A 24,283-nucleotide genomic window follows, 5' to 3' on the forward strand; every position below is an offset into this window, starting at 1 on the left:
GCCCATTTCAGTTAACATTCACTAACTAACGTTCGCGGCCGGGATCCGGATCCGCATCGACCGGTTCCGCATCAAGGAGGATGTATGGAAATCGAGGGTTCCGTCGCGCTCATCACGGGCGGTGCATCCGGCCTGGGCGCTGCCACGGCCCGGCGGCTGTTCGACGCCGGCGCTTCGGTGGTGCTAGCTGACCTCGGTTCCTCGGCCGGTGCCGCCTACGCCGACGAGCTGAACGCGGCCGGCCCGCAGAACCTTGCGGGCCATCAGGCGGCAGCCCCCAAAGCCGTTTTCATTCCGGCGGACGTGACCAGCGAGGAGCAGGTGCAGGCCGCCGTCGACGCAGCCGTCGGGCTGGGACCGCTGCGGATCGTGGTTAATTGCGCCGGCATCGCCACGCCGGGCAAGGTCCTGGGGCGCGACGGCGTGCTGCCGCTGGAGACCTTCCAGCGCGTCATCCAGATCAACCTGGTGGGGACCTTCAACGTGGTCCGGCTGGCCGCCGCCGCGATGGCCGCCACCGAGCCCGCTGCTACCGAGCTCGGCGGGGAGGAGCGCGGAGTCATCATCAACACCGCCTCGGTGGCCGCGTTCGACGGACAGATCGGCCAGCCTGCCTACGCCGCGTCCAAGGGCGGCGTGGCCGCCATGACCCTGCCGCTGGCCCGCGAACTGGCCCGGTCCCTCATCCGTGTGGTGACGATCGCGCCCGGGATTTTCGAGACCCCGATGATGGCCGGACTGCCCCAGGATGCCCAGGAGTCACTGGGCCGGCAGGTGCCGCACCCGTCCCGCCTTGGCCGGCCCGCGGAGTACGCCAACCTCGCCGCGCACATCGTGGAGAACGCCATGCTCAACGGCGAAACCATCCGCCTCGACGGCGCCATCCGGATGGGCCCGAAGTGACACAGGCCACCGGGGTTCAGGCCCTGCCCACCGCCGACTTTTTCGGCTACGAGTCCCTGCTCAACGACTCCGAGCAGCGGAAGCTGGGCGAGCTGCGGGAGTTCCTGGCCGTGGAGATCGCGCCGTTCGCGGGGGACTGGTGGAACAAGGCCGAATTTCCGGGGCACATCCTCCCCAAGCTCGCCGCCCTGGAGCTGAGCACGCCCGCCCAGCGCGGCTACAGCCACCTGTTCGCCGGGCTGGTGATCGCGGAGATGACGCGCGTGGACACGTCGATCGCCACGTTTTTCCTGGTCCACCACGACCTCTTCGTCGAGTCGCTCTACCGCTTCGGCTCCGAGGACCAGCGCACCCGGTACCTCGACGACGCCTCGAACCTCAGGACGACGGGCGCGTTTGCGCTGACCGAACCCGGTCACGGCTCGGACGTCGCCGGCGGCATGGAGACGCGGGCGCGCCGGATATCGAGCCGTACCGGAGAAGCCGACGCCGGCGGGGACTGCTGGGTGCTGAACGGCGCCAAGCGGTGGATCGGCAACGGGACGTTCTGCGACTACATGCTGGTGTGGGCGCGGGATGAAGCCGACGGTGCGGTCCGCGGCTTCATTGTGGACGCCAGCCTGCCCGGGGTGGGCCGGAGCCGGATCGAGAACAAGATCGCGCTGCGCACCGTCCAGAACGCGGACATCGTTTTCGAGGACGTCCGGGTGGCCGAGACCGACCGCTTTGCCGGCATCGGCAGTTTCGAGGACACCAATGAGCTGCTCCGCGGCTCACGCATCATGGTGGCGTGGCAGGCGGTGGGGCAGCAGTTGGCCGCGTTCGACGTCGCCCGGCAGTACGCCGTCGAACGCCAGCAGTTCGGCCGTCCGCTGGCGAGGTTCCAGCTCATCCAGCAGCAGCTGGTGTCCATGCTGGGCAACGCCGTGGCGAGCATGGGCATGATGGTCCGGATCGCGCAGCTGCAGGAGCAGGGTGCCGGGATGGCGCAGGTGGCGTTGGCCAAGTCCTACACATCGGCGAGGATGCGCGAAACCGTGGCGATGGGCCGGTCCATCCTGGGCGGCAACGGCATCGTCACGGACTACCGGATGGCCAAGATCTTCGCCGACGCCGAGGCCATTTACACCTACGAGGGCTCGTACGAGATCAACACGCTGATCGTGGGCCGCGCAGTCACGGGTGTCTCCGCGATCGCCTGACGCATCTCCCGCAGCGTTCGGAGCGCGAACGAACACTTGAGGCCCTGCGGAGCGCGAACGAACACTTGAGGCCCTGCGGTGCGGGGCTTAAGTGTTCGTTCGCGCTTGTGGCTGGGCTGAGGGAAGGCCGGCTCAGGAAACGGGCTGCTTCTCCCCGGCTTCGATCCGGGCGTCGAGGCTGTTGTTCCTCACGGGCATCGGGCAGGTGCCGTACGGCGTGAAGGCACTGGGGTAGTTGATGGCGCGGTTGAAGTCCAGGACCACGGAGCCGTCCGGCCGGGGACGCGCGGTGGACACCTTGCGCCACTCGTCGGTCGATTCGCCGTTGGTTTCGTCGTGGAACGTGACCGTAAGGGCGCCGAGCTTCTCTTCTTCAGCATGAAGCCGGTACTCGTGGTCCTTGCCGGGCAGCCGGAAGACCAGTTCCCCGACGCTGCGGTGCACCCCGTCCACCAGCGGGTTCGCGGTTGCAATCGGAACGTCCTCCGGCTCGGGAAACGCCTCAAACCGTGCTTCAACCACCAAGTCGGGCCGGTAATCGAAGGTGGGCACGCCGTCGAACTCGGTGAACACCGGCGACGTCGAATCGCGGGTACGGACCGCATACCTGTCGGCGCGCATCGCCAGCTCCACCACTACCTGTTTGCCGTCCTCGCCGCCGAACTGCACCCACATGAGGGACTCCTCGTTGGCGAGCACTGCCGTGATCGTCCCGTCCACCGGTTCCCCGGTTTCCACGAGTGTCAGCCCGTCGGACGCCGCGGCGGTGAGCGTCGCCGTCGTTACGTCCGCTGACCACAGCCCGGGGACGAGGTCGACAGCGGCCGGCTGACTTTCCAGCCACTGGAACGACGTGAGGGTGAGCCAGCCGTGTTCGGCCGCGAGGGCGGTATTGCGGCCTTTGCGGAAGCGGAGCCAGCGCTCCAGCTGGGCGTCTGCTGCGGTGCTCATGTGTCCTCCATACCGCGACCGGCTGTTCGGGTTCAAGGGCGCGACAACATCTGAGACATATTCCCGGCTCCGGCCTGCTGCGGGTAACATCCCATAGGAACAGTAACCCGGCTCACAGTATCCAGCGCAGTGTACGAGCCAAAGTCGAACACTCGAAAGATAGTTTCCATGGCTGACACTGCAATGAATTCAGAAACAGATCTCGCCGCCGAACTCCGCGCCGATGTGCGCCGCGTTTCCACCCTGCTGGGTGAATCGCTGGTCCGCCAGCACGGACCCGAACTCCTTGACCTCGTGGAGCAGGTGCGCCTGCTCACCAAGGAATCCAAGGAAGCCGCCCGGGGCGGCGCGCACGCCACAGGTCCGTGGAGCGCGCACGACGTCGTTGCCCAGGTCCGCGAGCTGCTCGCCTCCCTGCCGCTCGAGCAGGCGACCGACCTGGTCCGCGCCTTCGCCTTCTACTTCCACCTCGCCAACGCCGCCGAGCAGGTCCACCGGGTCCGCCGGTTGCGCACCCGGCAGGAGAAGGACGGCTGGCTGGCCAAGGCCGTCGAGGACATCGCGGGGCAGGCCGGCCCGGCGGTGCTGCAGGAAGTCGTCAACGAACTGGATGTGCGGCCGATCTTCACTGCGCACCCCACCGAAGCCTCCCGCCGTTCCGTGCTGGACAAGATCCGCAAGCTCTCGGACGTCCTGGCCCAGCCCACGGAGGAGGGCACCAGCGCCCGGCGCCGGCAGGACCGCCAGCTGTCGGAGATGATTGACCAGATGTGGCAGACGGACGAGCTGCGCCAGGTCCGGCCAACTCCCGTGGACGAGGCCCGCAACGCCATCTACTACCTCAACAGCATCCTGACGGACGCGCTGCCGGAGATGCTCACGGATTTCTCGGAACTCCTCAACGAGCACGGTGTTGCGCTGCCGGCCCACAACGCCCCGATTCGGTTTGGTTCCTGGATCGGCGGTGACCGCGACGGCAACCCGAACGTCACCGCGGCGGTGACCCATGAGATCCTGCAGCTCCAGAACCAGAACGCCGTGCGGATCAGCATCGCCATGATCGACGAGCTCATCTCGATCCTGTCCAACTCCACGGCCCTCGCCGGCGCCGACCAGGCACTGCTCGATTCGATCGACGCCGACCTCGCGAAGCTGCCCGGACTGGACCGCCGCATCCTGGAGCTCAACGCCCAGGAGCCCTACCGGCTGAAGCTGACCTGCATCAAGGCCAAGCTCATAAACACCGGCAAGCGGGTTGCGTCCGGAGCCAAGCACCAGCCCGGCCGCGACTACACCTCCACCGAGGAGCTCATCGGCGAACTCGAGCTGCTGGAACTGTCCCTGCGCAACCACTCGGCGTCCCTCGCCGCGGACGGCGCGCTGGCCCGTGTCCGCCGGGCCATCGCCTCCTTCGGCCTCCACCTCGCCACCCTCGACATCCGCGAGCACGCAGACCACCACCATGACGCCGTCGGGCAGCTCATGGACCGCCTCGGTGGTCCCGGCATTCGCTATGCCGAGCTGACCCGGGGCGAGCGCCTCGAGGTCCTCAGCGCGGAGCTCGCCTCCCGCCGTCCGCTGTCCGGCCACCCGATCAAGCTCGACGGCGCCGCTGACGGAACGTACGACGTCTTCCGGGAGATCCGCCGTGCCCTGCGCACGTACGGCCCGGACGTCATCGAGACCTACATCATCTCCATGACGCGCGGCGCCGACGACGTCCTGGCCGCCGCCGTGCTGGCGCGCGAGGCCGGCCTGGTCAGCCTCTTCGGCGATGCGCCGTACGCCAAGATCGGCTTCGCGCCGCTGCTGGAAACGGTTGAGGAGCTGCGGGCCTCGGCGGAAATCGTGGACGAGCTGCTGTCCGACCCGTCCTACCGCGAGCTGGTCCGGCTGCGCGGGGACGTCCAGGAAGTCATGCTCGGCTACTCGGACTCCAACAAGGAATCCGGCGTGATGACCAGCCAGTGGGAAATCCACAAGACCCAGCGCAAGCTGCGCGACATCGCCGCCAAGCACGGCGTCCGGGTGCGCCTGTTCCACGGCCGCGGCGGTTCCGTGGGCCGGGGCGGCGGACCCACCTACGACGCCATCATGGCGCAGCCCAACGGCGTCCTCGAGGGCGAAATCAAGTTCACCGAACAGGGCGAGGTCATCTCGGACAAGTACTCCCTGCCGGAACTTGCCCGCGAAAACCTGGAGCTGTCCCTGGCCGCCGTGCTGCAGGGGTCTGCGCTGCACCGCACGCCGCGCACATCCGAGGACCAGCGCGAGCGTTTCGGGCACGTCATGGAGACGATCTCCGACGCCGCGTTTGCCCGTTACCGCAGCCTTATCGACCACCCGGACCTGCCCGCGTACTTCCTGGCCTCGACGCCGGTGGAGCAGCTCGGTTCGCTGAACATCGGCTCCCGCCCGTCCAAGCGCCCGGATTCCGGTGCGGGGCTGGGCGGCCTGCGCGCCATCCCGTGGGTGTTCGGCTGGACCCAGTCGCGGCAGATCGTGCCGGGCTGGTTCGGCGTCGGCTCCGGGCTGAAGGCGGCGCGTGAAGCAGGCAACTCCGCCCAGCTTGTGGAGATGATGCACGGCTGGCACTTCTTCCGCTCCGTGCTTTCCAACGTGGAGATGACCCTGGCCAAGACGGACATGGAGATCGCGGGATACTACGTTGACACCCTGGTCCCGGCGGAACTGCACCACCTTTTCCGCGCCATCCGTGACGAGTACGAACTCACCGTCGCCGAGATCCAGAACCTCACCGGCGAGAACGTGCTCCTGGATGCCCAGCCCACGCTCAAGCGGTCCCTGGAAATCCGCGACCAGTACCTCGACCCGATCAGCTACCTCCAGGTGGAACTGCTCCGCCGCGTGCGTGCAGAGGGTGCCAGCATTTCCGGCGGCGAGATCGACGAGCGCCTGCAGCGGGCCATGCTCATCACCGTCAACGGCGTAGCAGCAGGCCTCCGCAACACCGGATAGCCCGCCCAGGCACCGGACGCGTCCTCACGTTTGGTCGCTTCATTCCAGACGCTTCCTCACTTTTGGTCGCCTCATCCCGAACGCTTCCTCACGTTTGGTCGCTTCATCCCAGACGCGTCCTCACGTTTGGTCGCTTCATCCCGAACGCGTCCTCACTCTTTGAGGAAGCGTTTGGCGTGGGGCGACGGGATCTGAGGAAGCGTCCGGCGTGGGGAGGCAGGACCTGAGGAAGGGTTGGTGGAATCGGTGCGAAACGTGAGGAAGCGTCAACTGCCGTAGTGGACCACGATGGTCCGGCGGGGCGTGCTGCTGGGGAAGCCGTCGCCGTCGTCGGAGTAGGCCACGGTGCTCACGCGCACACCGTAGAGGGCTGACAGCTGGGCGTCGGTCAGGAGCTCCGCTGCCGCGCCGGTCCGCACCCCAGCGTGGCCCAGCAGGACCACGCGGTCGGCCAGGTGCAGGGCGTGGTCGGGATGGTGGGTGCTGAGGAGCAGGGCCATTCCGTCCGCCATCAGTTCACGCAGCAGCGTCAGGACGCGGGCCTGGTTCTTGAGGTCGAGGCCGGTGGCGGGCTCGTCCAGCACCAGGACGGGCGAGCCGGCGGCAATGGCCCGGGCGATCAGGATCAGCTGCTGCTCGCCGCCGCTGAGGGTGGGGAAACGCCGGTCCCGCAGCCCGGCCGCGCCCACCCGTTCCATCGCCTCCAGAGCTGCCTCATGGTCGGAGGGCCCGGGTGTCCGGAACACTCCAACGTGCCGGGCGCGCCCCATCAGGACCATGTCCAGCGCCCGGTAGGCAAAGGCGCTCCCATGCGCCTGCGGAACGTACCCGGCGCTCTCGCTGAGCCGGACCGTTCCCTCCTGCGGGTCCAGCAGTCCCGCGGCGCAGCGCACCAGCGTGGTCTTGCCGCTGCCGTTCGGGCCCAGCACGGCGGTGGCGGTTCCCGGCGGCACGCGGAAGCTGACGCCGCGGAACACCCAGTCCCGGGGCGAATAACAGAAGCCCACGCCGTCGAGTTCAAGCACTGTCCCAGACCTTCTCGCGGTTCCGGCGCAGGAGCAGGAAAAACACGGGTGCGCCGATCAGGGCCGTCAGGACGCCGAGCGGGATCTCTCCGGCGGTTGCTGTGCGGGCGATGGTGTCCACCAGGACGATGTAGGCGCCGCCCAGCAGGAACGACACGGGCAGGAGGACACGGTGGTCCGGGCCCACCCACATCCGGGCAAGGTGGGGGATCACCAGGCCAACCCAGCTGACGGCGCCGCTGACGGCCACAGCGCCGGCCACGATCAGCGCCACGGACACCAGCACCACCCACCGGAGCGGGCGCGCGCGCACACCCAGAGCCGCCGCGTCCTCGTCTCCGAGTGACAGCACGTTGATCCGCCAGCGCAGGGCAACGAGGACGGCGGCTCCACCGAGGACGGGGATGAGGGCCACCGCGACTTTGGTGAAGGTGGCCGTGGACACGCTGCCGAGCAGCCAGAAGACGATGGCGGGCAACGTGGTGTTGGGGTCCGCAATGTAAGTCACCAGGGCAACCAGGGCGGAGAAGAAGGACCCCGTGACCACGCCGCCGAGCACGATCATGAGCATCGGCGTCCCCGCCCGGCCCGAGGTGATCAGGAACAGGGTTCCGAGGGCCAGCAGCCCGCACGCAAAGGAGCCGCCCACCAGGAGGAACGGACCCAGGCCGAGCAGCAGCGCCACGGCACCGCCGAAGGATGCGCCGGCGGAGACACCGATGATCTCGGGGCTGACCAGGGGGTTGCGGAAAATGGCCTGCAGCGCTGCGCCGCCGATGGCCAGGCCGCCGCCCACCAGCAAAGCGAGCAGCACCCGGGGCAGCCGGACCAGCAGCACCACATTTAATTCGGTGCCGCTGGCCTGAACCGGGATCGGCCCGATTTGTGCGGTCAGGATCTGGACCACGTGGTCCAGCGGCACGCTGTAGCGCCCCACCGCCAGTGCCAGCACCGTCACCGCGGCCAGGAAGCAGGCACTAAGGGCAACGGGAACGACGACGGCGGGTTCCCGCCGTCGTGCCGTCGCCTTTCGTTCCACCGCCCCGGCCGGGGCGGAAGCCGGACCCGCCCGGGGCAGTGCCGGCCGCACCCGCCTTCGCAACCGTGGAGCGCCGGCCTCATCAAGCATTGAACTGACGGTAGTTGGCGGACGGCCCGTTCTCCGCGGTCCGGAGAATCTTGTCTAGTTCAGCCTTCGTGAGCTCGTGGTTGTACAGGAACCTGAAGTATTCGGACGCCTTGTCCCGCACCGCCGACCTCTGCTGCGGGAAGGCGATGTCGCCCAGCCAGTGCCACATCAGCGGCGACTCCTGCCCGGGCGGATCCCAGCGGTAGCCGCCCAGCGGGACCTTGTAGACACGCTTCGAGCGGACCGCGGACACGTTTTGCCACACCGGGTCCGAGTAGATGTCCTGCGGCATGGCGGCGTCGAAGTTGCCCAGCAGGATGACCTCAGGATCCCAGCGCAGCACCTGCTCAATGTCCACGCCCACCATGCCGGAGCCGGTCAGCGGATCCTTGCCTGTTGGAGGGTTCGAACCTCCCACCAGCTTGATGTAGAAGTCGTTGTAGCTGTTGGCGCCGGCAACCTTGAGCCCGCCGGTGAAGCGGTTGAAGTACAGGATGCTCGGACCCTGGGCCGCCCGCCCGGATGCCAGTGTCTTGACCTCGGCGAGCTCCCGGTCGCTGCGCGTCTTTAGCTCGGTGGCACGTTCCGGCTTGCCGAGCATGGCGGCAAACATGGCCACCCAGGCGTCCACGTCCTCCTGTGTGCCGGAGTTTTTCAGCCCCAGAACCTGAAGCCCGGCCTTCTCGAGGGGCTCGATGAGCTGCGCGTCCGACCATTGGACCACCACGTCCGGGTTGAGGGCCCGGATACTCTCAACGTTGGCGGTGAAGTCCTGGGTGGCGATGTCGTGCGGGAGGTCCAGGGCGGCGGGAAACATGGCGCCCATGATGCCGTCGCGCATGGCCGCCCAGGAGGCGTTGTGCATGGCGGTGAGATGGTCGGCGCTGCGGTCGACGGCCACCAGCAGGGACGCCGACGGCATCGGGATCGTCACCACCCGCGCCACCGGCCGGGCAAAGGACAGGGTCCTGCCGCGCTGGTCCGTGAGGCTGATGCTGTTGGTGCTGCCCGCAGGGGACGACGGCGGGGCGCTGCCGGATGCGCCGCATCCGGCCAGCACGGCGGCGGAGCCGCCTGCAATGAACACCTGTAGGGCGGCGCGGCGGTTTAGGTCTGCAGCTGTCATCGTTGACTCCCTGCGCGTGGGTCTTCACAGCATCCGCTTCAAGGACAGGGCTGTCAACGCCTTCTCGGGTGTCCCGCGAAGGGCCGTCCCTTGTCCGCGCCATGGGCCGGTGCTACTTTCAGAAGACGCTCGCAGAAGGTGGCCACGGGATGGTTATCGATGGTGCCCAGTTGTTTGTCCGCTATGCCTATCCGCCCAATTCACGCGGGAGTTGCGGGCCGCCGGACAGTGACGCCCTGCTGCACTACGGGCAGTCCGGCGTCACGGACCAGGGACTCCGTGAACTGGCCAAGGGCTTCGCCGGCGCCTGGCCCTACCTCGAACTGATCGCGGGATCGCACCGCATTGCCGATCCGCTGGACGCCCGCGTGGTGGAGGCCTACTGGGTGGGCAACAGCCTTCTGGATACCGTCGGCATCACCAACATCGGCAATTCCATGGAGGACCGCTTCCGGGCCCGCACCGGGCGGCAGTTCCCGCATCTGGTGGAAGGCGTGCTGGCCGGCGGGGTCCCGCACCACAGTTTCCACGTGTTTGAGATCTACCCGTGGCTGGGCCTGCTCCGCGACGAACGCCGGCACGCCACCGCGCTGAACGTGCTGGACAGGTGCCGGATCCGCTGGGGACAGGTGCTCGCGATCACCGGGGACGACGCCGTCGTGCGGTCCCGGCCGCTGGTCTGGGACGGCACAGCCCTCGACATCGGCGAACCCGCGGTGGAGTCGGCCAAGTTCGCGGTGAACGGAACCGGCTTCGTGGAAGGGCTGGCCGTGGGCGACGTCGTGTCACTGCACTGGGACTGGGTGTGTGACCGCCTCTCGGCGCACCAGCTCCAGCAGCTGAAGCACTTTACTGCCCGGCATCTCCGCATCGCCAACAGCGGCGTCGAGCACCGCGGCGCCGCCATAGCGCTCGAACATTAGCCCCGAGCACCAGCCCCGCGACTGCCTACGGTGACTGCGGCGCCGCGCCGTCGGGGTGTTCGGGGGTCTTGACGGCGGTGGCATCGCGGGCCGACGACTCGCCGGCCGGCCGGCCGGCAGGTGATTCATCGGTGCCCGTGTGCTCGCGTCCCGGTTCGGTGCCCTCCTCCTTGATGACGTCCTCGCCCCTGCGGGTGGTGCTGACGCCGACGCCGGCGGGAGCCGGGGCCGCGTCCTCCGGGGTTTCGTCTGCTCCGGGCTGGGCGGGTTCCTTCAGCGGCGGTTCACTGCCGAAGGCCCGCGCCGTGCCTGGTGCGGTGCCCTGCGTGGCGCCCTTTTCCGTGTCGTCGGGATCAGGCTGGTTTGTGGGTGACATGCTGCCCTCCTTGTGGTGGTTGTGCAGGTTGGGATCCGGGTCCGCTGTCCGCCGGGCGGCCCATCAGTTCCAGTCCATCCATGGCCTGTGCTGCGCCCGCGGCGTCCACGCGTTCCAGCGCGAAGCCCATGTGGATAAGGACCCATGTCCCGGGTTCGAGAGGGCCCTCATCCAGCAGCCCGATGTTAATCTTCCGCTGCACTCCGGCCACGTCGACGAGCGCGAGCTGGCCGCCGTAGCCCTCGAGGAGTTCGACGACCCTGCCGGGTATTCCGAGGCACATGTACGGACACCGCCTTAGCTTGCAGTGGAGGAGCTTGGAGTGGAGGTCTGCTGGCCGAGCAGGGACCCGACGGCGGCGGCCGCCTCGGGCACCGCCGCGGCCACCGCCGGCGAGAGACCGATGCCCTCGGACAGGTCGGCGGGGACACAGCCCACCACATACGTGGCAGGCAGGCTGCCGCCCATGGACCGAAGCCTGCCCAGCACGGCCGCCGGGTCCATGCCGTGGGGATCGAGCACGGCCCTGCCGTCCAGGTCCGCCGCGCTGACCTGCAGCACGCGGATGCTGCCGGGGGCCGAGTTCGCGTCCGGGGGCACCGTGTCCACGAGGACCAGGATGTCGACGCCGGCGAGCAGGTCGTAGGCCAGATGCATGCCGCGGATGCCGTAGTCCACCACTCGGACGCCGGGGTCCAGCGGCTGCGGGTGGGCGGCGAGGTGCCGCGCCACCTCGGGACCGAAGCCGTCGTCGTGCAGGAACATGTTCCCGACGCCGGCCACGAGGACGCCGCCGGTGCGCTCGCCGGACTCATGCGCGCCGGAACCCTGCGCGGCAAACTTCTGCGGGGCGCTCCCGGCCCTGCTGGCGGCGGTCACATCCGCCGCACTTTCATGTACCGCCGGATATCCGGAACTGCGCGGATCCCGGCGTAGATGCCCCAGAGGGCCATCGCCGCCAGCACCGAAACAGTGGCCATTCCTATTGCCTTCATTGCGGGTTTTCCTTTCCCTCCAGCGGTTCGAGCTCGTCGGGCGCGTAGTAGAAGGACCGGCCGTAGCCCTCATGGAGATCGGCCGCCGGATCCTGCTCCAGGACGAGCCCGACGTGGGTGCCGCCGTCGACGTCGAAATGTACGCTGGTGACCCGCCCGGTCTGTCCGCCGAAGAACAGGTCCTGGGCGTCGGCGCGCCGTTTCGGGTGCACCCTCACCCGGCTGCCGCGCGCCACTGCCACACCATTGATCACGACGGCGTCCTCGTCCGGCCGGACACCGGCCTCCGCCTCAGGATTCCACCAGGGAACGTCCTGACCGGCTGTGCTCCATGCTTCGGCGGGATCCGCGGCGAACGCGTGCGGGTTCCGCAGAGCGCCGTGCAGCTGCTGGAGGTCCTCCGGCGACATCGCCTCGCAACGGTCGATGACGGCGGCGGCGCGCGGGTCCGTGGCCCGCGCCTCGGCCTTTTCCTCATCGGTCAGCGTGAGCACCCGCAGTGTCAGGATCTCGTCGATCTCGGTGGAGTCGTACAGCGCCACCGAACTTTCCGGGGCGACGGCGGGATGGTCGTACAGGATGATGGGCGAGATCAGCAGCACGTCGGTCTGGCCTTCCGGACCCGCCAGCACGGGCCAGCAGCGGTGCTGGGAACACCGCCCGGCTGCGGGCTGTGCCCACTCCGGCGGGTCCAGCAGCGAGACGAAGTCGCCGTCCCGCACGCCGAGCAACACGTGTGCGCCAATGAAGGAGACCGCGGTGGCGTCCTGCCGGTTCCCGGCAGGCAGCGGACGCGCCGGCAGCGGACGGGCAGGCAGGAAATCGGCCGTGTTGGCCGCGGTGACGCTGAGCCGCAGCAGCCCGCCGGAGTCTTCGGCGGCGCTGAGCCGCAGTTCGCCGCGGAGAGCCCGACGGCGGCGCACCAGTCTGCCGGCCGGCCTCCCGGCGTCGTTCTTCAGTTCCTCCACGTCGAGTCCCTCCGGGACCTCCACCGGCAGGACCAGTCCGGTCCGGAGCTGGGCCACGGAGAAGGGCCCGAACGCCGCTTCCTGTTCGACGGCCTCGTCCCAGCTCAGCCAGTTCGCACCGCCGACGGCGAGGCTGTCCACGGGAGTGAACCCGCCGCCGTCGTCCGCTTTTTCTGCCGTGCGCGCCTGCAGCTGCAGAAAGCGGAAGTGGATTTCGAGCCCGGCCTGGGCTCCCGGGGCAAGCAGGCAGTCGGCGGACATGGACGGCTCCTCCCCGCTGCCGTCCGCGGCGGCCCCCTGCGGACCCAGGATCCCGAACTGCCACCGGGCCTGGTTCTTCTGGGCCGAGGCGCGGTAGGGGTAGAGCAGGTAGCCCTCGTAGAGGACGGCGTCGGCGACGGCGCGGGCAAGGGCCAGGCTGGTGTTCATGGCAGCTCCCCGGACACGTCGGCGGTGGCCTGGGCGAGCAGCTTCTCCACGGCGGCCTCCCAGGACGTGAGGCCCCGTGAGGACTTGTACCGGGCGAGTGCTGCCAGGACGTCCCGGTCCAGGCGGATCCATCCGGTGTTGGGGAAGTACTGGTCCATCAGGCTGCGCCAGGCGGCGACGGGCAGCTGGTAGGACGCCTCAAGGTCCCAGGGCACCTGTTCCACGGTGAACCCCGTCTGCCCCCTGGTGAACACCGTGCCGGAGAACAGCAGCTCCAGCGGTATCTCGCCGTCGTGCAGGGCATGCAGGTATTTGGCGGCGGCAACGTCGAAATCAAACGTGCAGGGCAGCGGGAGGTCCACCTCGGTGCTGCCCGTGAAACCCTGCACCATGGTGCTGCACTGCATCCAGACGAACGACTTCAGGGTGGTGGGCCAGCGCCCGCGGTCGCCGAAGAGGTCCAGCAGGCCGGTCTCCTCCCCGGACGAGTAGCCGCGGCGCTGCGGCAGGATCCGGACCTGGCAGCGGAGCGCCACAGCGTGCACCACGGCACCCGTGCCCTCCGTCACCTGGAGCCTGGCGGTCAGCTGCGGGGCGGCGGCGTAAGGTTCGGGCCGGATCTCCAGCACGGCGAAGGAAAGTTCGGTCACCGGAAGCCTCCAGTGCCCGACGGGCGGCTGGTGGACGCCGTGCTGCCGGATGCCGCGCCGCCTGATGCCTCGCCGCCTGATGCCTCGCCGGCGGGATCTGCCGGTGCCGGAACGCTGCGGCGGCCAATCCGGTCGAAGAAGGCGGTGAGCTCATCGCGCGCCTCCTGGCCGCCGTCGAACCCCCGCCAGAGACGGCGCAGCCGGCCCACCAGCTCGTAGCAGGCGTCCACCGGAACGAGGTGGCAGTCCGCGGCGGCCCTGCCCGGACTCGGGCCGCGGATCAGCAGAGCCTCGGTGTCCGGCGCCGCGAGGCCGAGGGCAGGATTGCGGGCCAGCACGCCGTCCCAAGCGGCGAGGGGCAGTTCCGATTCCGTGGCCCCGGCCGGGCCCGGGTAGAACGCCACCGTGCGGCCGAGCCTGGAGCTGCGGAAGAAGAATGCCAGGCCCACCGGAATTTCCAGTTCGTCCCACTGCCCCGGACCGAGATCGAAGTCGGGGAAGGAGAGATATCTGTCCGGCACCGAGCGGTAGCGCATGTGGGCGGTGGCATCGGTGAAGAGGAGGTAGCAGGGCCGGCAGGTGCACATCATCGCGTGGCTCTCCAGGTCCACCACGTGCTGGTGTGCGTCGGGAATCGGTTCGCCGCACATTTCGCAGCATTCCCCGGCGGCGGGAGCGGGCCGGTTCGCGGAAATCCGCCGCAGTAGGGCCACCGGCAAGGCGCCGCTGGCCCGGCCGGTCCCCGCGCCGCGCCCTGTACCTCCTCCGTTCTCCACGTTCATGTCAGCTGTCCTGTCCCGCGGCTGCCTGCAACGCCGGTGCCATGGCGGCTGCCGGCGCAGATGCGGGCACCGAGGCCGCTGGCGCGGACAGCGCAGCTGGCGCAGACACCGGGGCCAGCCCGGACAACGGGGCCGGTTCCGCCGCAGGCACTGCGGCATGGGCCGGTGCTGCAGCCGGGGCTTCCGCCGGCTCTGCCGTTTCGTGGACCGCGGGGACCTCCAGGCCGGCCGGCGTCACCAGCGGGAGTGCCTGCACCGGCGTCACCTCGGCAGGGGCCACCGGTACCGGCGGAGCCGGCAACGGCGCGGACTGCACGGACACTGTCGGAACCGCCACGGACATGACTCCGTTCCGGACCAGCAGCGGCAGCGGCTCCAGGTGCAGGTCCTTGTCCTCAAGGCAGGCACCCGCACGCCTTACGTCAAAGTGCCCGCGGCAGGTGGGGCAGCGCAGCAGGCCCCCATCGGCAGGCGCCGCGAGGGCGCGCTGCAGTACGGCGCCGGCCATGGAGCCGGTGCAGCGCGGGCAATAGTCGCGGTAGGCGTAGATGTCCTGACCGGTGCGGCAGGCCAGCACCGGATAGCCGCCGACCAGGAAACCCGCCACCTCGCCGGCTTCGAGCCCGGCGACCTCCGGAAGCGGTTCCCACGTGCCGCCGGACATGTCGTGCCAGGATTCCGCCGGCGTTCCGCCCGCCGGATTGTTCACTCGGACCAGCAGTGAGTCCACCGGAATCAGCGCCGGTGAGCCTGGCTGCTTTTCCGCCTCGACGACGTCGATGGCCGTCACTTCCGGCGCGGCGTTCTGGATGGCTTCCTCAACGGCGTATTTGAGGGTGACGGACGACGACGGGCACCCCTGGCAGGTGCCCAGCAGCTTGAGCCGGACCACGCCGTCGGGGCTGATGCCTTCCAGTTCCACGTCGCCGCCGTGCGATCCCAGGTAGGGCCGGACGCTGTCCAGCGCCGCCGCCACCCGTGCCTCCATCGAATGGGGGTGCAGCCCGTGGATCACCAGGAGGCCGGCCACCAGGCTGTCAGCGGTGAGCGCTTCCAGAGTGGCGTCGTCGAGCTTTCCCTGGGCCTGCAGGATCTCCATGATCCGCTGCAGTCCGGCGCCGTAGAGGTCTGTCACCTGCCGGACCAGGTCCTCGGCACGGCCGCGGGCCACCGCCCCGCCGGCGCCGAGGGCGTCAAGGAGTGTGCCGATTTGGTCGCCGTTCTGCAACGGCGGCCGGTCCCCGCCGAGCATGGCCTACTCGCCGGTCAGGGTCTGGGTGGGGGAGTGCAGCATATCCAGCGTCTGCCCGTTGCCCAGGTACATGTGGACGCCGCACGGCAGGCAGGGGTCGAAGCTGCGGACGGTGCGCATGATGTCGATGCCTTTGAAGTGCTCCCGGTCGTTCTCCTCGAAGATGGGCTGCCCCTGGACCGCGTCCTCATAGGGCCCGGACACGCCGTTGGAATCGGTGGGGCTGGCGTTCCAAGGGGTGGGCGGGTAGGGATGGTAGTTGGCGATCTTGCCGTCGCGGATCACCATGTGGTGGGACAGGACCCCGCGGACCGCCTCGGTGAAGCCGCAGCCGATACCTTCATCGGGGACCTCGAAGGTTTCCCACGTCTTGGTGCGGCCGGCCCGGATTTCCTCGAGGGCCTTTTCCGCGAAGTGCAGCGCAGCAGCCGCGGCGTACGCCTGGAAGTAGGTGCGGGCGCGGTTGCGTTCGAGCGTGTTGCTCCACTGCGGGATGTTCCACTCGAAAGTCACGGGCCCCTTCAGCGCGGTCTTGGGCAGGTTGATCTGGACGCTCCTGCCGGTGGCCTTGATATAGCCAATGTCCACGAGTCCGGCGAGCGCCGTGGCCCAGAGGCGGGCCAGCGGGCCGCCGCCGGTGTCCAGGGCGAGGTTGTCCTGGCCATCGAACCAGCGCGGGGACATGACCCAGCTGTACTTGTCCGAAAGGTCGCGCTTCTGCGGCCGCGGGTTGGTGTGCTGGTTCCAGGGATGCCTGCGGTCCACAGGGTTGCCCAGGGGGTCGTGGGTGACGAACATTTCCTGGTCTTCCCAGTCCTCGTAGTACGAGGAGCCCAGCATGATCCGCAGGCCCAGGTTGATCCGCACCAGGTCGGTGGTGACCAGCTTGCCGTCCACCACCACGCCCGGGGTGACGAACATCTTCCGGCCCCACTCGGTCATGTCCTTGTACTCGAAGTTGCAGTAGTCCGGGTCCTGCAGGGATCCCCAGCAGCCCAGCAGCGTGCGGCGCAGCCCCACCTGCTCGTAGCCCGGCAGCGCCTCGTAGAAGAAATCGAACAGGTCGTCGTGCATCGGGACGACCTTCTTCATGAACTCGACGTAGCGCATCAGCCGGGTGAGGTAGTCCGTCATCAGTTGGATGGTAGCCACCGTCCCCACGCCGCCCGGATAGAGCGTGGAGGGGTGAACGTGGCGGCCCTCCATGAGGCAGAACATTTCACGGGTGAGGCGGCTGACCTGCAGCGCTTCCCGGTAGAACTCGCCGGTGAACGGATTCAGCGAGCGCATGATGTCGGCGATGGTGCGGTAGCCGTGGTCGCCCTCGTGCGGCGCCCTGGTGTTCTCGGCCTTGGCCAGGACGCCGGGGTTGGTTTCGGAGACCATCTTTTCGCAGTAGTCCACGCCGACGAGGTTTTCCTGGAAGATGTTGTGGTCGAACATGTACTCGGCCGCTTCACCCATGTTGACGATCCACTCGCCCAGGTTTGGCGGCTTCACGCCGTAGGCCATGTTCTGCGTGTAGCAGGAGCAGGTGGCGTGGTTGTCGCCGCAGATCCCGCAGATACGGCTGGTGATGAAGTGGGCGTCCCGCGGATCCTTGCCCTTCATGAAGATGGAGTAGCCGCGGAAGATCGAGGAGGTGCTCTTGCATTCCACCACCTGGTTGTTCTCGAAGTCGATCTTTGTGTAGATGCCGAGGCTGCCGACGATCCTGGTGATGGGGTCCCAGTTCATCTCCACCAGGTTGTTGTTGCCCGTTCCGGCTCCGGAACCCATGGGAATTGTGGACGTCATTGTCTTCGCCTGTCTGGAAGTGGGTGGGTTACCAGGTGCGCCGGGCCCCGGTGAGGAGCTCGGTTCCGGGCCGGCGCCACTTGGGCTCCTGGTCCAGCGTGTGCGTCGTGATGCCTCTCAGGGCCCGGATGGCGGATCCGTAGGGGCGGATGGTGCTGGTGGAAAGCTTGCCGCCGGGAGGCTCATCCATGAAGGGCATGAACTTGTCCGGGAAGCCCGGCATGGTGCAGCCGATGCAGATGCCGCCGACGTTGGGGCAGCCGCCGATGCCGTTCATCCAGCCGCGCTTGGGCACGTTGCACTTCACCACGGGACCCCAGCAGCCGAGCTTGACGATGCACTTGGGGGAACCGTACTCGGTGGCGAAGTCACCCTGCTCGTAGTAGCCGGCCCGGTCGCAGCCCTCGTGCACCGTCTTGCCGAACAGCCACGTCGGGCGCAGGTTTTCGTCCAGCGGAATCATCGGGGCCTGCCCCGTGGCCTGGTACAGCAGGTAGGTCATGGTTTCGGAGAGGTTGTCGGGCTGGATCGGGCATCCGGGCACGCAGACAATGGGAATGCCGGCCTTGGACTTCCAGTCGTAGCCGAGGTAGTCCGGCACGCCCATGGCCCCGGTCGGGTTGCCTGCCATGGCATGGATGCCGCCGTAGGTGGCGCAGGTTCCCGCGGCGATGATGGCGGTGGCCTTGGGCGCCAGACGGTCCAGCCACTCGCTGGTGGTTATGGGCTGGCCGGTCTCGACGTCGTTGCCGAACCCGCACCAGTAGCCGCCGGGCTCATGGAGTTTCTCGTTGGGGATGGATCCCTCGACCACCAGCACGAACGGTTCCAGTTCGCCCCGGTCCGCCTTGCGGAACCATTCCAGGAAATCGTCGGCCCCTTCTTGGGGACCGCATTCAAAGTCGATCAGTGGCCAGTGCATGGCGATCTTCGGCAGGCCGGGCAGCGCGCCGAGGGCGATTTCCTCGACGCTCGGCTGGGTGGCCGCCGTCAGGGCGACCGAATCGCCGTCACAACTGAGCCCTGCGTTGATCCACAGCACGTGGATGAGGGCTTCTTCGGCCTTAAGGGAAGTTTCCGTAGGCATCGTTGCCTCTTTCAGTGCCCCTTGCGGAGCTCAGTGTGCTTCTGTCAGGGAGCCGGTCAAGGGTTCTGGCCGGGCTGCCCCGGGGGTTGGCGCCGCCGCCGGGGAGGTGGCGCCGTCGAGCCAGCCGTACCAGTCGGCGAGGCCTTCGCCGGTGGTGGCGGACAGCGTGATGAATTCGGCCCGCGGATTGATCTGCCGGATGCGGCGCAGGCACTCGTCGACGTCGAAGTCGACGTAGGGGAGCAGGTCCGACTTGTTGACGATCACGAGGTCGGCTGCCATGAACATGTGCGGGTATTTCTGGGGTTTGTCATCACCTTCCGTTACCGAGACGATCACCACCTTGGCTGTTTCGCCGAGGTCAAAAAGCGCGGGGCAGACGAGGTTGCCCACATTTTCAATGAAGACCGTGGAACCCGGCTCCGGGGACAGGGCATCGAGCCCGTGCCGCAGCATGTCGGCGTCGAGATGGCAGCCGGCTCCGGTGTTGATCTGGATGACCGGGCGCCCGGTGGCGCGGATGCGGTCAGCGTCGAGGGACGTCTCCTGGTCCCCCTCGATGACGCCCGCGTTCAGGCGCCCGCCAAGCTCCGTCAGGGTGCGGACCAGCAGTGTGGTCTTGCCGGCACCGGGTGAACTCATGACGTTGAACGCGCGGACTCCCCGGCCCGCAAGCCAGCCGCGGTTCGTGGCGGCCAGCAGGTCATTCTTGGCCAGCAGGTTCTGCTCGAGCAGGATGGTCTCCGTGCCCGGATCCGCATGGTGGTGGCCGTCTGCGTGCCCGGGGTGGTGGTCATGGGAGTCGGCGTGGGCGTGCTGATGGGAGTCTGGGTGCTCGTGCGTGTACGTGCGCCCGTGCTCATCGGTATGGCTGTGCAGGTGCCCCGGCCCGGGCGTCTGCAGTTCTCCTGCGAGGTTTGAAATGCGGGTGCCGGCCTCGTCGCCGCAGCCGCATGTTGTACACATGTCCTATGCCACCTCCACGGACATCAGCATGAGCTCGCGGCCGCTGAGGACTTCGACGTCCGCGCTTCCGCAAGGGCACAGCAGAATGAGATCGCTCAGGGTGAATTCGTCCTGGCAGTTGCGGCACCGTCCCCGGCCCTGCGGTTCGTCGATGCGCAGCCGCGCGCCGGCCATCGGCGTGCCGGCCGTTGCCACCTCAAAACAAAAGCGCACGGCATCAGCCAGTACGCCGGAGAGGGGACCGATTCTCAGGTTGACCGCCGTGACCGTCCGTTCGCCTGTGCGGTGGAGAACGGCTTCAACAAGGCCCTGCGTGATGGAGAGTTCGTGCATAATCGCGCCCCTTCCTGCCAAGATAGGCTCGCGCCAGACAAAACGCAACCGTCCGAATACCTGCCCGCCGCTCCCCGGCACGAACGGACAGTTAAGGCCCTGCCGGGGCCCGGATTTTAGGGGTCAAGTGTACGTTCGCGCTGTGTCCGTCGCGCCCGGCGCTAGGGTGGGATCATGCCGTCCTTTCAGACCAGACTCAAGATCACCGGGCTGAAGCCGGGCAACCCTCCCGAAGCCGTGATGGACACCGCTGTCGAGTCGCTGCGGACCCGGCACCATGTGGAATCGCACCAGCTGGAACTGGCCGGCGGCGTGCCGCAGCTGAACCTGCGGTTCCTCGTGGAGCCCACCGAATACCACAGTGAGAACAGCGCTGCCCGGGAGTCGGCAGCCGTGATGCGCGACGCCGTCGAACGCGTTGCGCTGACAGGCTCGCTTTCGGTGCTCCGCCGCAGCCGGGGCCGCTGGGCGCCCGTCTAACCTTAGGGTCAGGCTTAGCCGGGCGGATCTTAATTGGCTGGGCCAGGGGCTTCGCCCGGTTCGTCCACGGGCGAGCGGTCGCCGCGCCGGCGCGTCACGATCAGACCCAGGACGGCGCCGATCACCAGGCCAACGGCCACACCGATCAGCGAACTCGCCCAGAAGGGCAGACGCGTGGCCGAACCCGTGAAGTAACCCAGGCCCACGAGCCACGTCGCCCACAGGACACCCCCAAGCCCGGCACACAGGTTGAAGCCCGGAGTGGAGACGTCGGCGATGCCTGCGGCGGCGGACGTGGCAAGCCGCCCGCCCGGGATGAACCGGGCCCCGATGATGGTGCCGTAGGTTGAGGAACGGCCGGCCTTGGCGATTGCCGCGTGGATGCCGTGGTGGAGTTTGCGGCCCCAGGTCCAGCGGTCCAGGACATGGCTCAGCCGCCGCTTGAACAGCTGGAACACCACCATATCGCCCAGCCATGATGCAGCCGCGGAGAGGATCCCGACCAGGAAGAGGTTGGCCCGTCCCGCGGCGGACAGGGCACCGCCCGTGATCAGCACCATCTCGGACGGGATCGGCGGAAAGATGGCATCGCCGAGGACAGCGGGGATGATCCAGAAGTAGATCGCCGTGCTCCAGGTGTCCGGATTGCCGAAGTCCATTTGCTCAACGTACCGCACACGGAACGGGGGCGCGCCGTGTGGATCGCCTGCATCCCTCGGAACACCCCACAGCCGGTGGACCGTTGCGGCTGGCGGACCGCTACGCCTGATCGGGGGCACAGTGCCACACTGGCTGCATGCGGATAGAGATCGTTGAGGGTGACATCACCGGGCGGCCGGTGGACGCGGTGGTGAATGCGGCGAATTCCTCGCTGCTGGGAGGTGGTGGCGTGGACGGCGCGATCCACCGGGCGGCGGGGCCGGAACTGCTGGAGGCCTGCCGCGAGCTGAGGGCAACGACGCTCCGGGACGGCCTGCCTGTTGGCGCTGCGGTGGCGACCCCCGGGTATAGGCTGCGGGCTCAGTGGGTCATCCACACCGTCGGTCCCAACCGCCACGCGGGCCAGACCAATCCTGCGCTGCTCGCGTCCTGTTTCACCGAGAGCCTGCGGATTGCCGAAGGCCTGGGGGCCCGTTCGCTGGCCTTTCCCGCTGTGAGCGCGGGGGTCTATGGCTGGGACGCCCGCCAGGTGGCGCAGGTGGCCTTCGATGCCGTCCGGTCCTATGCCAGCCGCTCCGCCGAAGGCGGAGTGGAGCTGGTGGAGTTCGTGCTCTTCAGCCCGGAAACCGTGGCGGTCTTCCGCAGTGTCCTCGAAGGTGGTTCGTAGCGGACCCTGCTCCGGTTAGCGGACTTCGCTCAACTGGAGGCGGCTGCGGTACTCGACGGGTTTCTTCGTGATGGGGTCCACGAACCGGATGCCGCGTGCCAGCAACTGGAGCGGCCTGGTGTAGTCGTCGGGCGCCTTGTCCAGCAGTTCGGGGTAGAACGAATCGTGCAGGATGCCCAGGCCCAGCGAGGCCATGTGCACCCGGAGCTGGTGGGTTTTCCCGGAGTGCGGTTCGAGCCGGTAGAGCGCGCGCCGTTCCGGGGCTCCTGCCGGAGTCCCGGCGTCGAACGTCCGCAGCAGGTCGATGCGCGTCTCCGCATTGGGTTCGCCGTCGATGACCTCCGCCAGAAGATAGCTGCGGGACTTGGTCATCCGGTTCCGGACCACAACCGGAAATTCGACGGCGGGATGCCCGGCAGCCGGTTCGGCGGCTGACACACACTCGTATTCCTTCTGGACCTGGCGCTTCTCGAACAGCACCTGGTACTTGCCCCGGGTCTCCAGGTTGGTTGAGAGCAGGAGTATGCCCGCGGTCATCCGATCAAGCCGGTGCATGGGGATCAGATCCGGCAGGTCCAGCTGGTTCCGGAGCCGGACCAGCGCCGATTCCTGGATGTATGTTCCGCCGGGCGTGGTGGGAAGGAAGTGCGGCTTATCCACCACCAGGATGTGCTCGTCCTGGTGCAGGATGTTCAGCTCCACGGGCAGCCGGGTTTCCGGCGGGAGCGTGCGGTAGTACCAGATGAAGGTGTGGTCCTCGAGCCTGGTGCCGCGGTGCAGGGGGATGCCGCCCTCGCCCACGATCTCGCCGGCGTCGAACCGGTCCTCGATGCCCTGGGGGTCGATGTGGCCCCAACGGTGCATCATGTAATCCATTGCGGTGTCCCAGGGGCCCTCGTCCGGGAGGCGCAGGCGGGTCGCGTTCACGCCGTCGCGCACGGGAAGGGGGGATTGCATCACCGGTCCATTCTACTTTGCGCCGCCGTGCCCGCCCGGCGTCCCCTCTGCCGCCGCCCAGCCCGCCCGCCGTCCCGGGCCCTCGCCCCCGCCGTCGAAATCGCCGGAAACCTCCCAGTTCACCGACGTTCCGCCGAATTCGCGCCGTTCCGGCGAAGTGGCGACCCGGCACAGGAACCGACGGTAAAAAAGTTCTTGACAAATAAAATTGTCGGTGCGGATACTTGGACCATGTTGGACATCGAAGTGATCGAGGACCCGGCGGCGGCGGAGGCTTCGTTGGATCCGATCCGGACCCGCATCCTCCAGGAGCTGGCGGAGCCCGGGTCGGCCACGCAGCTCGCCGCGAAGGTGGGGCTGCCACGGCAGAAGGTGAACTACCACCTCAAGGCGCTGGAGCGGCACGGCCTCGTCGAGCTGGTGGAGGAGCGCCGCAAGGGCAACGTCACCGAACGCGTGCTGCGGGCCACGGCGGCGTCCTACCTCATTTCCCCGGTGGCGCTGCAGTCCGTGGCGCCGGATCCGCACCGATTTGCGGACCGCTTCTCGGCCTTCTGGCTGCTGGCGCTCGCCGGCCGCATGGTCCAGGAAATGGGCAAGCTCATCGCCGGCGCTGCCGCGGCACGGCAGAAACTCGCCACGTTCGCGATCGACGGCGAGATCACGTTCCGCACCGCCGCGGACAGGGCCGCGTTCGCCGAAGACCTCGGGGTGGCGGTCGCGCGGCTTGTGGACCAGTACCACCACGGCGGTGCCGGGGGACGGAAGCACCGGCTCGTCGTCGCGCTTCACCCCGCACTCAAGCCGGAAGTACAAGACTCAACCAAAACCAAACCAGCCAAGGAGCGGGACAATGACTGACGACAGGAAATTCGAGATTGTTTTTGACACCGAGCTGCCCGGCACCCCGGAGCGGGTCTGGGAGGCCGTAACCAAGGGCACCCCGGGCTGGATGTTCCCCACGGACCAGTGGCCGGATGTGAAGACCGTGGAGGAATATCCGCAGCATCTGGTGTCGCGCATGGACGGTCCGGATGGCTGGTTCAACCAGCTGGAGCATGTGCTGGAGCCGGTCGACGGCGGCCGGGCCAGGCTCCACTATGTCCACAGCGGCATCTTCGCGGACAACTGGGACCAGCAGTACGACGGTGCCAGCAAGCACACGGAGTTCTACCTCCATACCCTGGGCCAGTACCTGAAGCACTTCGACGGCCAGCCCGTGATTTTCACGGACATCCAGGGGCCCGCGGAATCGCAGACGACTGACGGCTTCGTGCGGCTCAAGAAGGTGCTCGGCGTGGAGGGCGCCTCGCAGGGGGACGCTCTTGATGTGGAGGTCGACGGCGTCGGGCGGCTGAGCGGGCAGGTGGACTTCTCCAACGAGAACTTCCTGGGCCTGCGGACCGCGGACACCATGTACCGGTTCTTTGGCCGCAACGCGTTCGGCGCTCCCGTGGGCATGACCGTCCACGACTTCAGTGGCAGCGGGGATTCCGCGGCGACTGCCAGCGCCTGGGGTGCATTCCTCCAAAAGGTCTACACGTAGGCCAGCCAGCGACGCCCGGTCTGCCGGGCGACGCGCATATTGCCTCAGGACACTCGAATTCAAGCGTCGCCAGTCAATATGCGCGTCGTGGGGGCGGAGG

26 protein-coding genes are annotated in these 24,283 nt (G+C 68.0%); 8 read left to right on the plus strand and 18 right to left on the minus strand.

Annotated features, from left to right (window positions below):
- The first annotated feature begins 84 nt into the window (after window positions 1–84).
- Together QF036_RS04620 and QF036_RS04625 are read left to right on the plus strand one after the other, a co-directional pair.
- Window positions 85–903, plus strand: coding sequence for an SDR family NAD(P)-dependent oxidoreductase (locus tag QF036_RS04620; protein WP_307099647.1), 819 nt, complete (start codon window positions 85–87; stop codon window positions 901–903).
- Window positions 900–2,105: an acyl-CoA dehydrogenase family protein gene (locus QF036_RS04625; RefSeq protein WP_307099649.1), complete on the plus strand. Its 1,206-nt coding sequence runs from the start codon at window positions 900–902 to the stop codon at window positions 2,103–2,105. Before QF036_RS04620 ends, QF036_RS04625 begins: the two co-directional genes overlap by 4 nt.
- A gap of 132 nt (window positions 2,106–2,237) precedes the next feature.
- Here the strand turns inward: QF036_RS04625 and QF036_RS04630 are convergent, their stop codons facing one another.
- Window positions 2,238–3,056 (minus strand): DUF1684 domain-containing protein, encoded by an 819-nt coding sequence (locus QF036_RS04630; RefSeq protein ID WP_307099651.1) that lies wholly within the window; start codon window positions 3,054–3,056, stop codon window positions 2,238–2,240.
- Window positions 3,057–3,224: 168 nt separating this feature from the next.
- Here QF036_RS04630 and ppc point away from each other — a divergent pair, with 168 nt between their 5' ends.
- Complete coding sequence (gene ppc, locus QF036_RS04635) at window positions 3,225–6,035, plus strand: phosphoenolpyruvate carboxylase (protein ID WP_307099653.1); 2,811 nt, start codon at window positions 3,225–3,227, stop codon at window positions 6,033–6,035.
- A gap of 266 nt (window positions 6,036–6,301) precedes the next feature.
- Here ppc and QF036_RS04640 read toward each other — a convergent pair whose 3' ends face one another.
- From QF036_RS04640 to QF036_RS04650, 3 genes are read right to left on the minus strand one after another with little or no spacing between them, the layout of a single operon-like run.
- Window positions 6,302–7,060 (minus strand): ABC transporter ATP-binding protein, encoded by a 759-nt coding sequence (locus tag QF036_RS04640; protein WP_307099654.1) that lies wholly within the window; start codon window positions 7,058–7,060, stop codon window positions 6,302–6,304.
- Window positions 7,053–8,189 carry a FecCD family ABC transporter permease gene (locus QF036_RS04645; protein WP_307099656.1) on the minus strand — a complete coding sequence of 379 codons (1,137 nt, stop codon included), beginning with the start codon at window positions 8,187–8,189 and terminating at the stop codon, window positions 7,053–7,055. The genes QF036_RS04640 and QF036_RS04645 overlap by 8 nt, the downstream gene beginning before the upstream one ends.
- A complete protein-coding gene (locus QF036_RS04650) occupies window positions 8,182–9,315 on the minus strand; it encodes an ABC transporter substrate-binding protein (protein WP_307099659.1) in 1,134 nt (377 codons plus the stop codon). Before QF036_RS04650 ends, QF036_RS04645 begins: the two co-directional genes overlap by 8 nt.
- A 149-nt stretch (window positions 9,316–9,464) precedes the next feature.
- On the opposite strand from QF036_RS04650, the gene QF036_RS04655 reads away from it, so the two are divergent.
- Window positions 9,465–10,238, plus strand: a complete 774-nt coding sequence (locus QF036_RS04655) for a DUF6390 family protein (RefSeq protein ID WP_307099661.1) — start codon at window positions 9,465–9,467, stop codon at window positions 10,236–10,238.
- 25 nt (window positions 10,239–10,263) lie between these two features.
- Here the strand turns inward: QF036_RS04655 and QF036_RS04660 are convergent, their stop codons facing one another.
- From QF036_RS04660 to QF036_RS04710, 12 genes are read right to left on the minus strand one after another with little or no spacing between them, the layout of a single operon-like run.
- On the minus strand, window positions 10,264–10,614 hold the full coding sequence (locus QF036_RS04660) for a hypothetical protein (protein ID WP_307099662.1): 351 nt from the start codon (window positions 10,612–10,614) through the stop codon (window positions 10,264–10,266).
- On the minus strand, window positions 10,592–10,897 hold the full coding sequence (locus QF036_RS04665) for a HypC/HybG/HupF family hydrogenase formation chaperone (protein ID WP_307099664.1): 306 nt from the start codon (window positions 10,895–10,897) through the stop codon (window positions 10,592–10,594). The genes QF036_RS04660 and QF036_RS04665 overlap by 23 nt, the downstream gene beginning before the upstream one ends.
- A 14-nt stretch (window positions 10,898–10,911) precedes the next feature.
- Window positions 10,912–11,493, minus strand: a complete 582-nt coding sequence (locus QF036_RS04670; protein WP_307099666.1) for a hydrogenase maturation protease — start codon at window positions 11,491–11,493, stop codon at window positions 10,912–10,914.
- Window positions 11,490–11,609: a DUF6893 family small protein gene (locus tag QF036_RS25220; protein ID WP_373460082.1), complete on the minus strand. Its 120-nt coding sequence runs from the start codon at window positions 11,607–11,609 to the stop codon at window positions 11,490–11,492. Before QF036_RS25220 ends, QF036_RS04670 begins: the two co-directional genes overlap by 4 nt.
- Window positions 11,606–13,006, minus strand: coding sequence for a hypothetical protein (locus QF036_RS04675; protein ID WP_307099667.1), 1,401 nt, complete (start codon window positions 13,004–13,006; stop codon window positions 11,606–11,608). The genes QF036_RS25220 and QF036_RS04675 overlap by 4 nt, the downstream gene beginning before the upstream one ends.
- Entirely contained in the window at window positions 13,003–13,656 is a 654-nt protein-coding gene (locus tag QF036_RS04680) for a DUF6084 family protein (RefSeq protein WP_307099669.1), read from the minus strand. Before QF036_RS04680 ends, QF036_RS04675 begins: the two co-directional genes overlap by 4 nt.
- Window positions 13,653–14,438 (minus strand): DUF5947 family protein, encoded by a 786-nt coding sequence (locus QF036_RS04685; protein WP_307099671.1) that lies wholly within the window; start codon window positions 14,436–14,438, stop codon window positions 13,653–13,655. Before QF036_RS04685 ends, QF036_RS04680 begins: the two co-directional genes overlap by 4 nt.
- 1 nt (window position 14,439) lies before the next feature.
- On the minus strand, window positions 14,440–15,690 hold the full coding sequence (locus QF036_RS04690) for a NifU family protein (RefSeq protein ID WP_307099673.1): 1,251 nt from the start codon (window positions 15,688–15,690) through the stop codon (window positions 14,440–14,442).
- Between the two features lie 3 nt (window positions 15,691–15,693).
- Window positions 15,694–17,487, minus strand: coding sequence for a nickel-dependent hydrogenase large subunit (locus QF036_RS04695; RefSeq protein ID WP_307099674.1), 1,794 nt, complete (start codon window positions 17,485–17,487; stop codon window positions 15,694–15,696).
- Window positions 17,488–17,515: 28 nt separating this feature from the next.
- Window positions 17,516–18,574 (minus strand): hydrogenase expression protein HypE, encoded by a 1,059-nt coding sequence (locus tag QF036_RS04700; protein ID WP_307099676.1) that lies wholly within the window; start codon window positions 18,572–18,574, stop codon window positions 17,516–17,518.
- A 30-nt stretch (window positions 18,575–18,604) separates the two neighbouring features.
- Window positions 18,605–19,540, minus strand: coding sequence for a hydrogenase nickel incorporation protein HypB (hypB, locus tag QF036_RS04705; protein WP_307099678.1), 936 nt, complete (start codon window positions 19,538–19,540; stop codon window positions 18,605–18,607).
- 3 nt (window positions 19,541–19,543) lie between these two features.
- A complete protein-coding gene (locus QF036_RS04710) occupies window positions 19,544–19,873 on the minus strand; it encodes a hydrogenase maturation nickel metallochaperone HypA/HybF (protein WP_307099680.1) in 330 nt (109 codons plus the stop codon).
- A 174-nt stretch (window positions 19,874–20,047) separates the two neighbouring features.
- Between QF036_RS04710 and QF036_RS04715 the strand changes: the two genes are divergently transcribed.
- Window positions 20,048–20,353, plus strand: a complete 306-nt coding sequence (locus tag QF036_RS04715; protein WP_307099682.1) for a hypothetical protein — start codon at window positions 20,048–20,050, stop codon at window positions 20,351–20,353.
- Window positions 20,354–20,382: 29 nt separating this feature from the next.
- On the opposite strand, the gene QF036_RS04720 is transcribed toward QF036_RS04715, so the two are convergent.
- A complete protein-coding gene (locus tag QF036_RS04720; RefSeq protein WP_307099684.1) occupies window positions 20,383–21,012 on the minus strand; it encodes a DedA family protein in 630 nt (209 codons plus the stop codon).
- Between the two features lie 137 nt (window positions 21,013–21,149).
- Between QF036_RS04720 and QF036_RS04725 the strand changes: the two genes are divergently transcribed.
- Window positions 21,150–21,680, plus strand: a complete 531-nt coding sequence (locus QF036_RS04725; RefSeq protein ID WP_307099686.1) for an O-acetyl-ADP-ribose deacetylase — start codon at window positions 21,150–21,152, stop codon at window positions 21,678–21,680.
- Between the two features lie 15 nt (window positions 21,681–21,695).
- Here QF036_RS04725 and QF036_RS04730 read toward each other — a convergent pair whose 3' ends face one another.
- Window positions 21,696–22,637 (minus strand): RluA family pseudouridine synthase, encoded by a 942-nt coding sequence (locus QF036_RS04730; protein ID WP_307105774.1) that lies wholly within the window; start codon window positions 22,635–22,637, stop codon window positions 21,696–21,698.
- Between the two features lie 231 nt (window positions 22,638–22,868).
- On the opposite strand from QF036_RS04730, the gene QF036_RS04735 reads away from it, so the two are divergent.
- Window positions 22,869–23,498 (plus strand): winged helix-turn-helix domain-containing protein, encoded by a 630-nt coding sequence (locus tag QF036_RS04735; RefSeq protein ID WP_307099689.1) that lies wholly within the window; start codon window positions 22,869–22,871, stop codon window positions 23,496–23,498.
- Window positions 23,491–24,183, plus strand: a complete 693-nt coding sequence (locus QF036_RS04740) for an SRPBCC domain-containing protein (RefSeq protein WP_307099691.1) — start codon at window positions 23,491–23,493, stop codon at window positions 24,181–24,183. The genes QF036_RS04735 and QF036_RS04740 overlap by 8 nt, the downstream gene beginning before the upstream one ends.
- Window positions 24,184–24,283: the final 100 nt, after the last annotated feature.

Origin of the sequence: Arthrobacter globiformis (assembly GCF_030817195.1) — a bacterium.
Taxonomy (GTDB): Bacteria; Actinomycetota; Actinomycetes; order Actinomycetales; family Micrococcaceae; genus Arthrobacter; species Arthrobacter globiformis_D.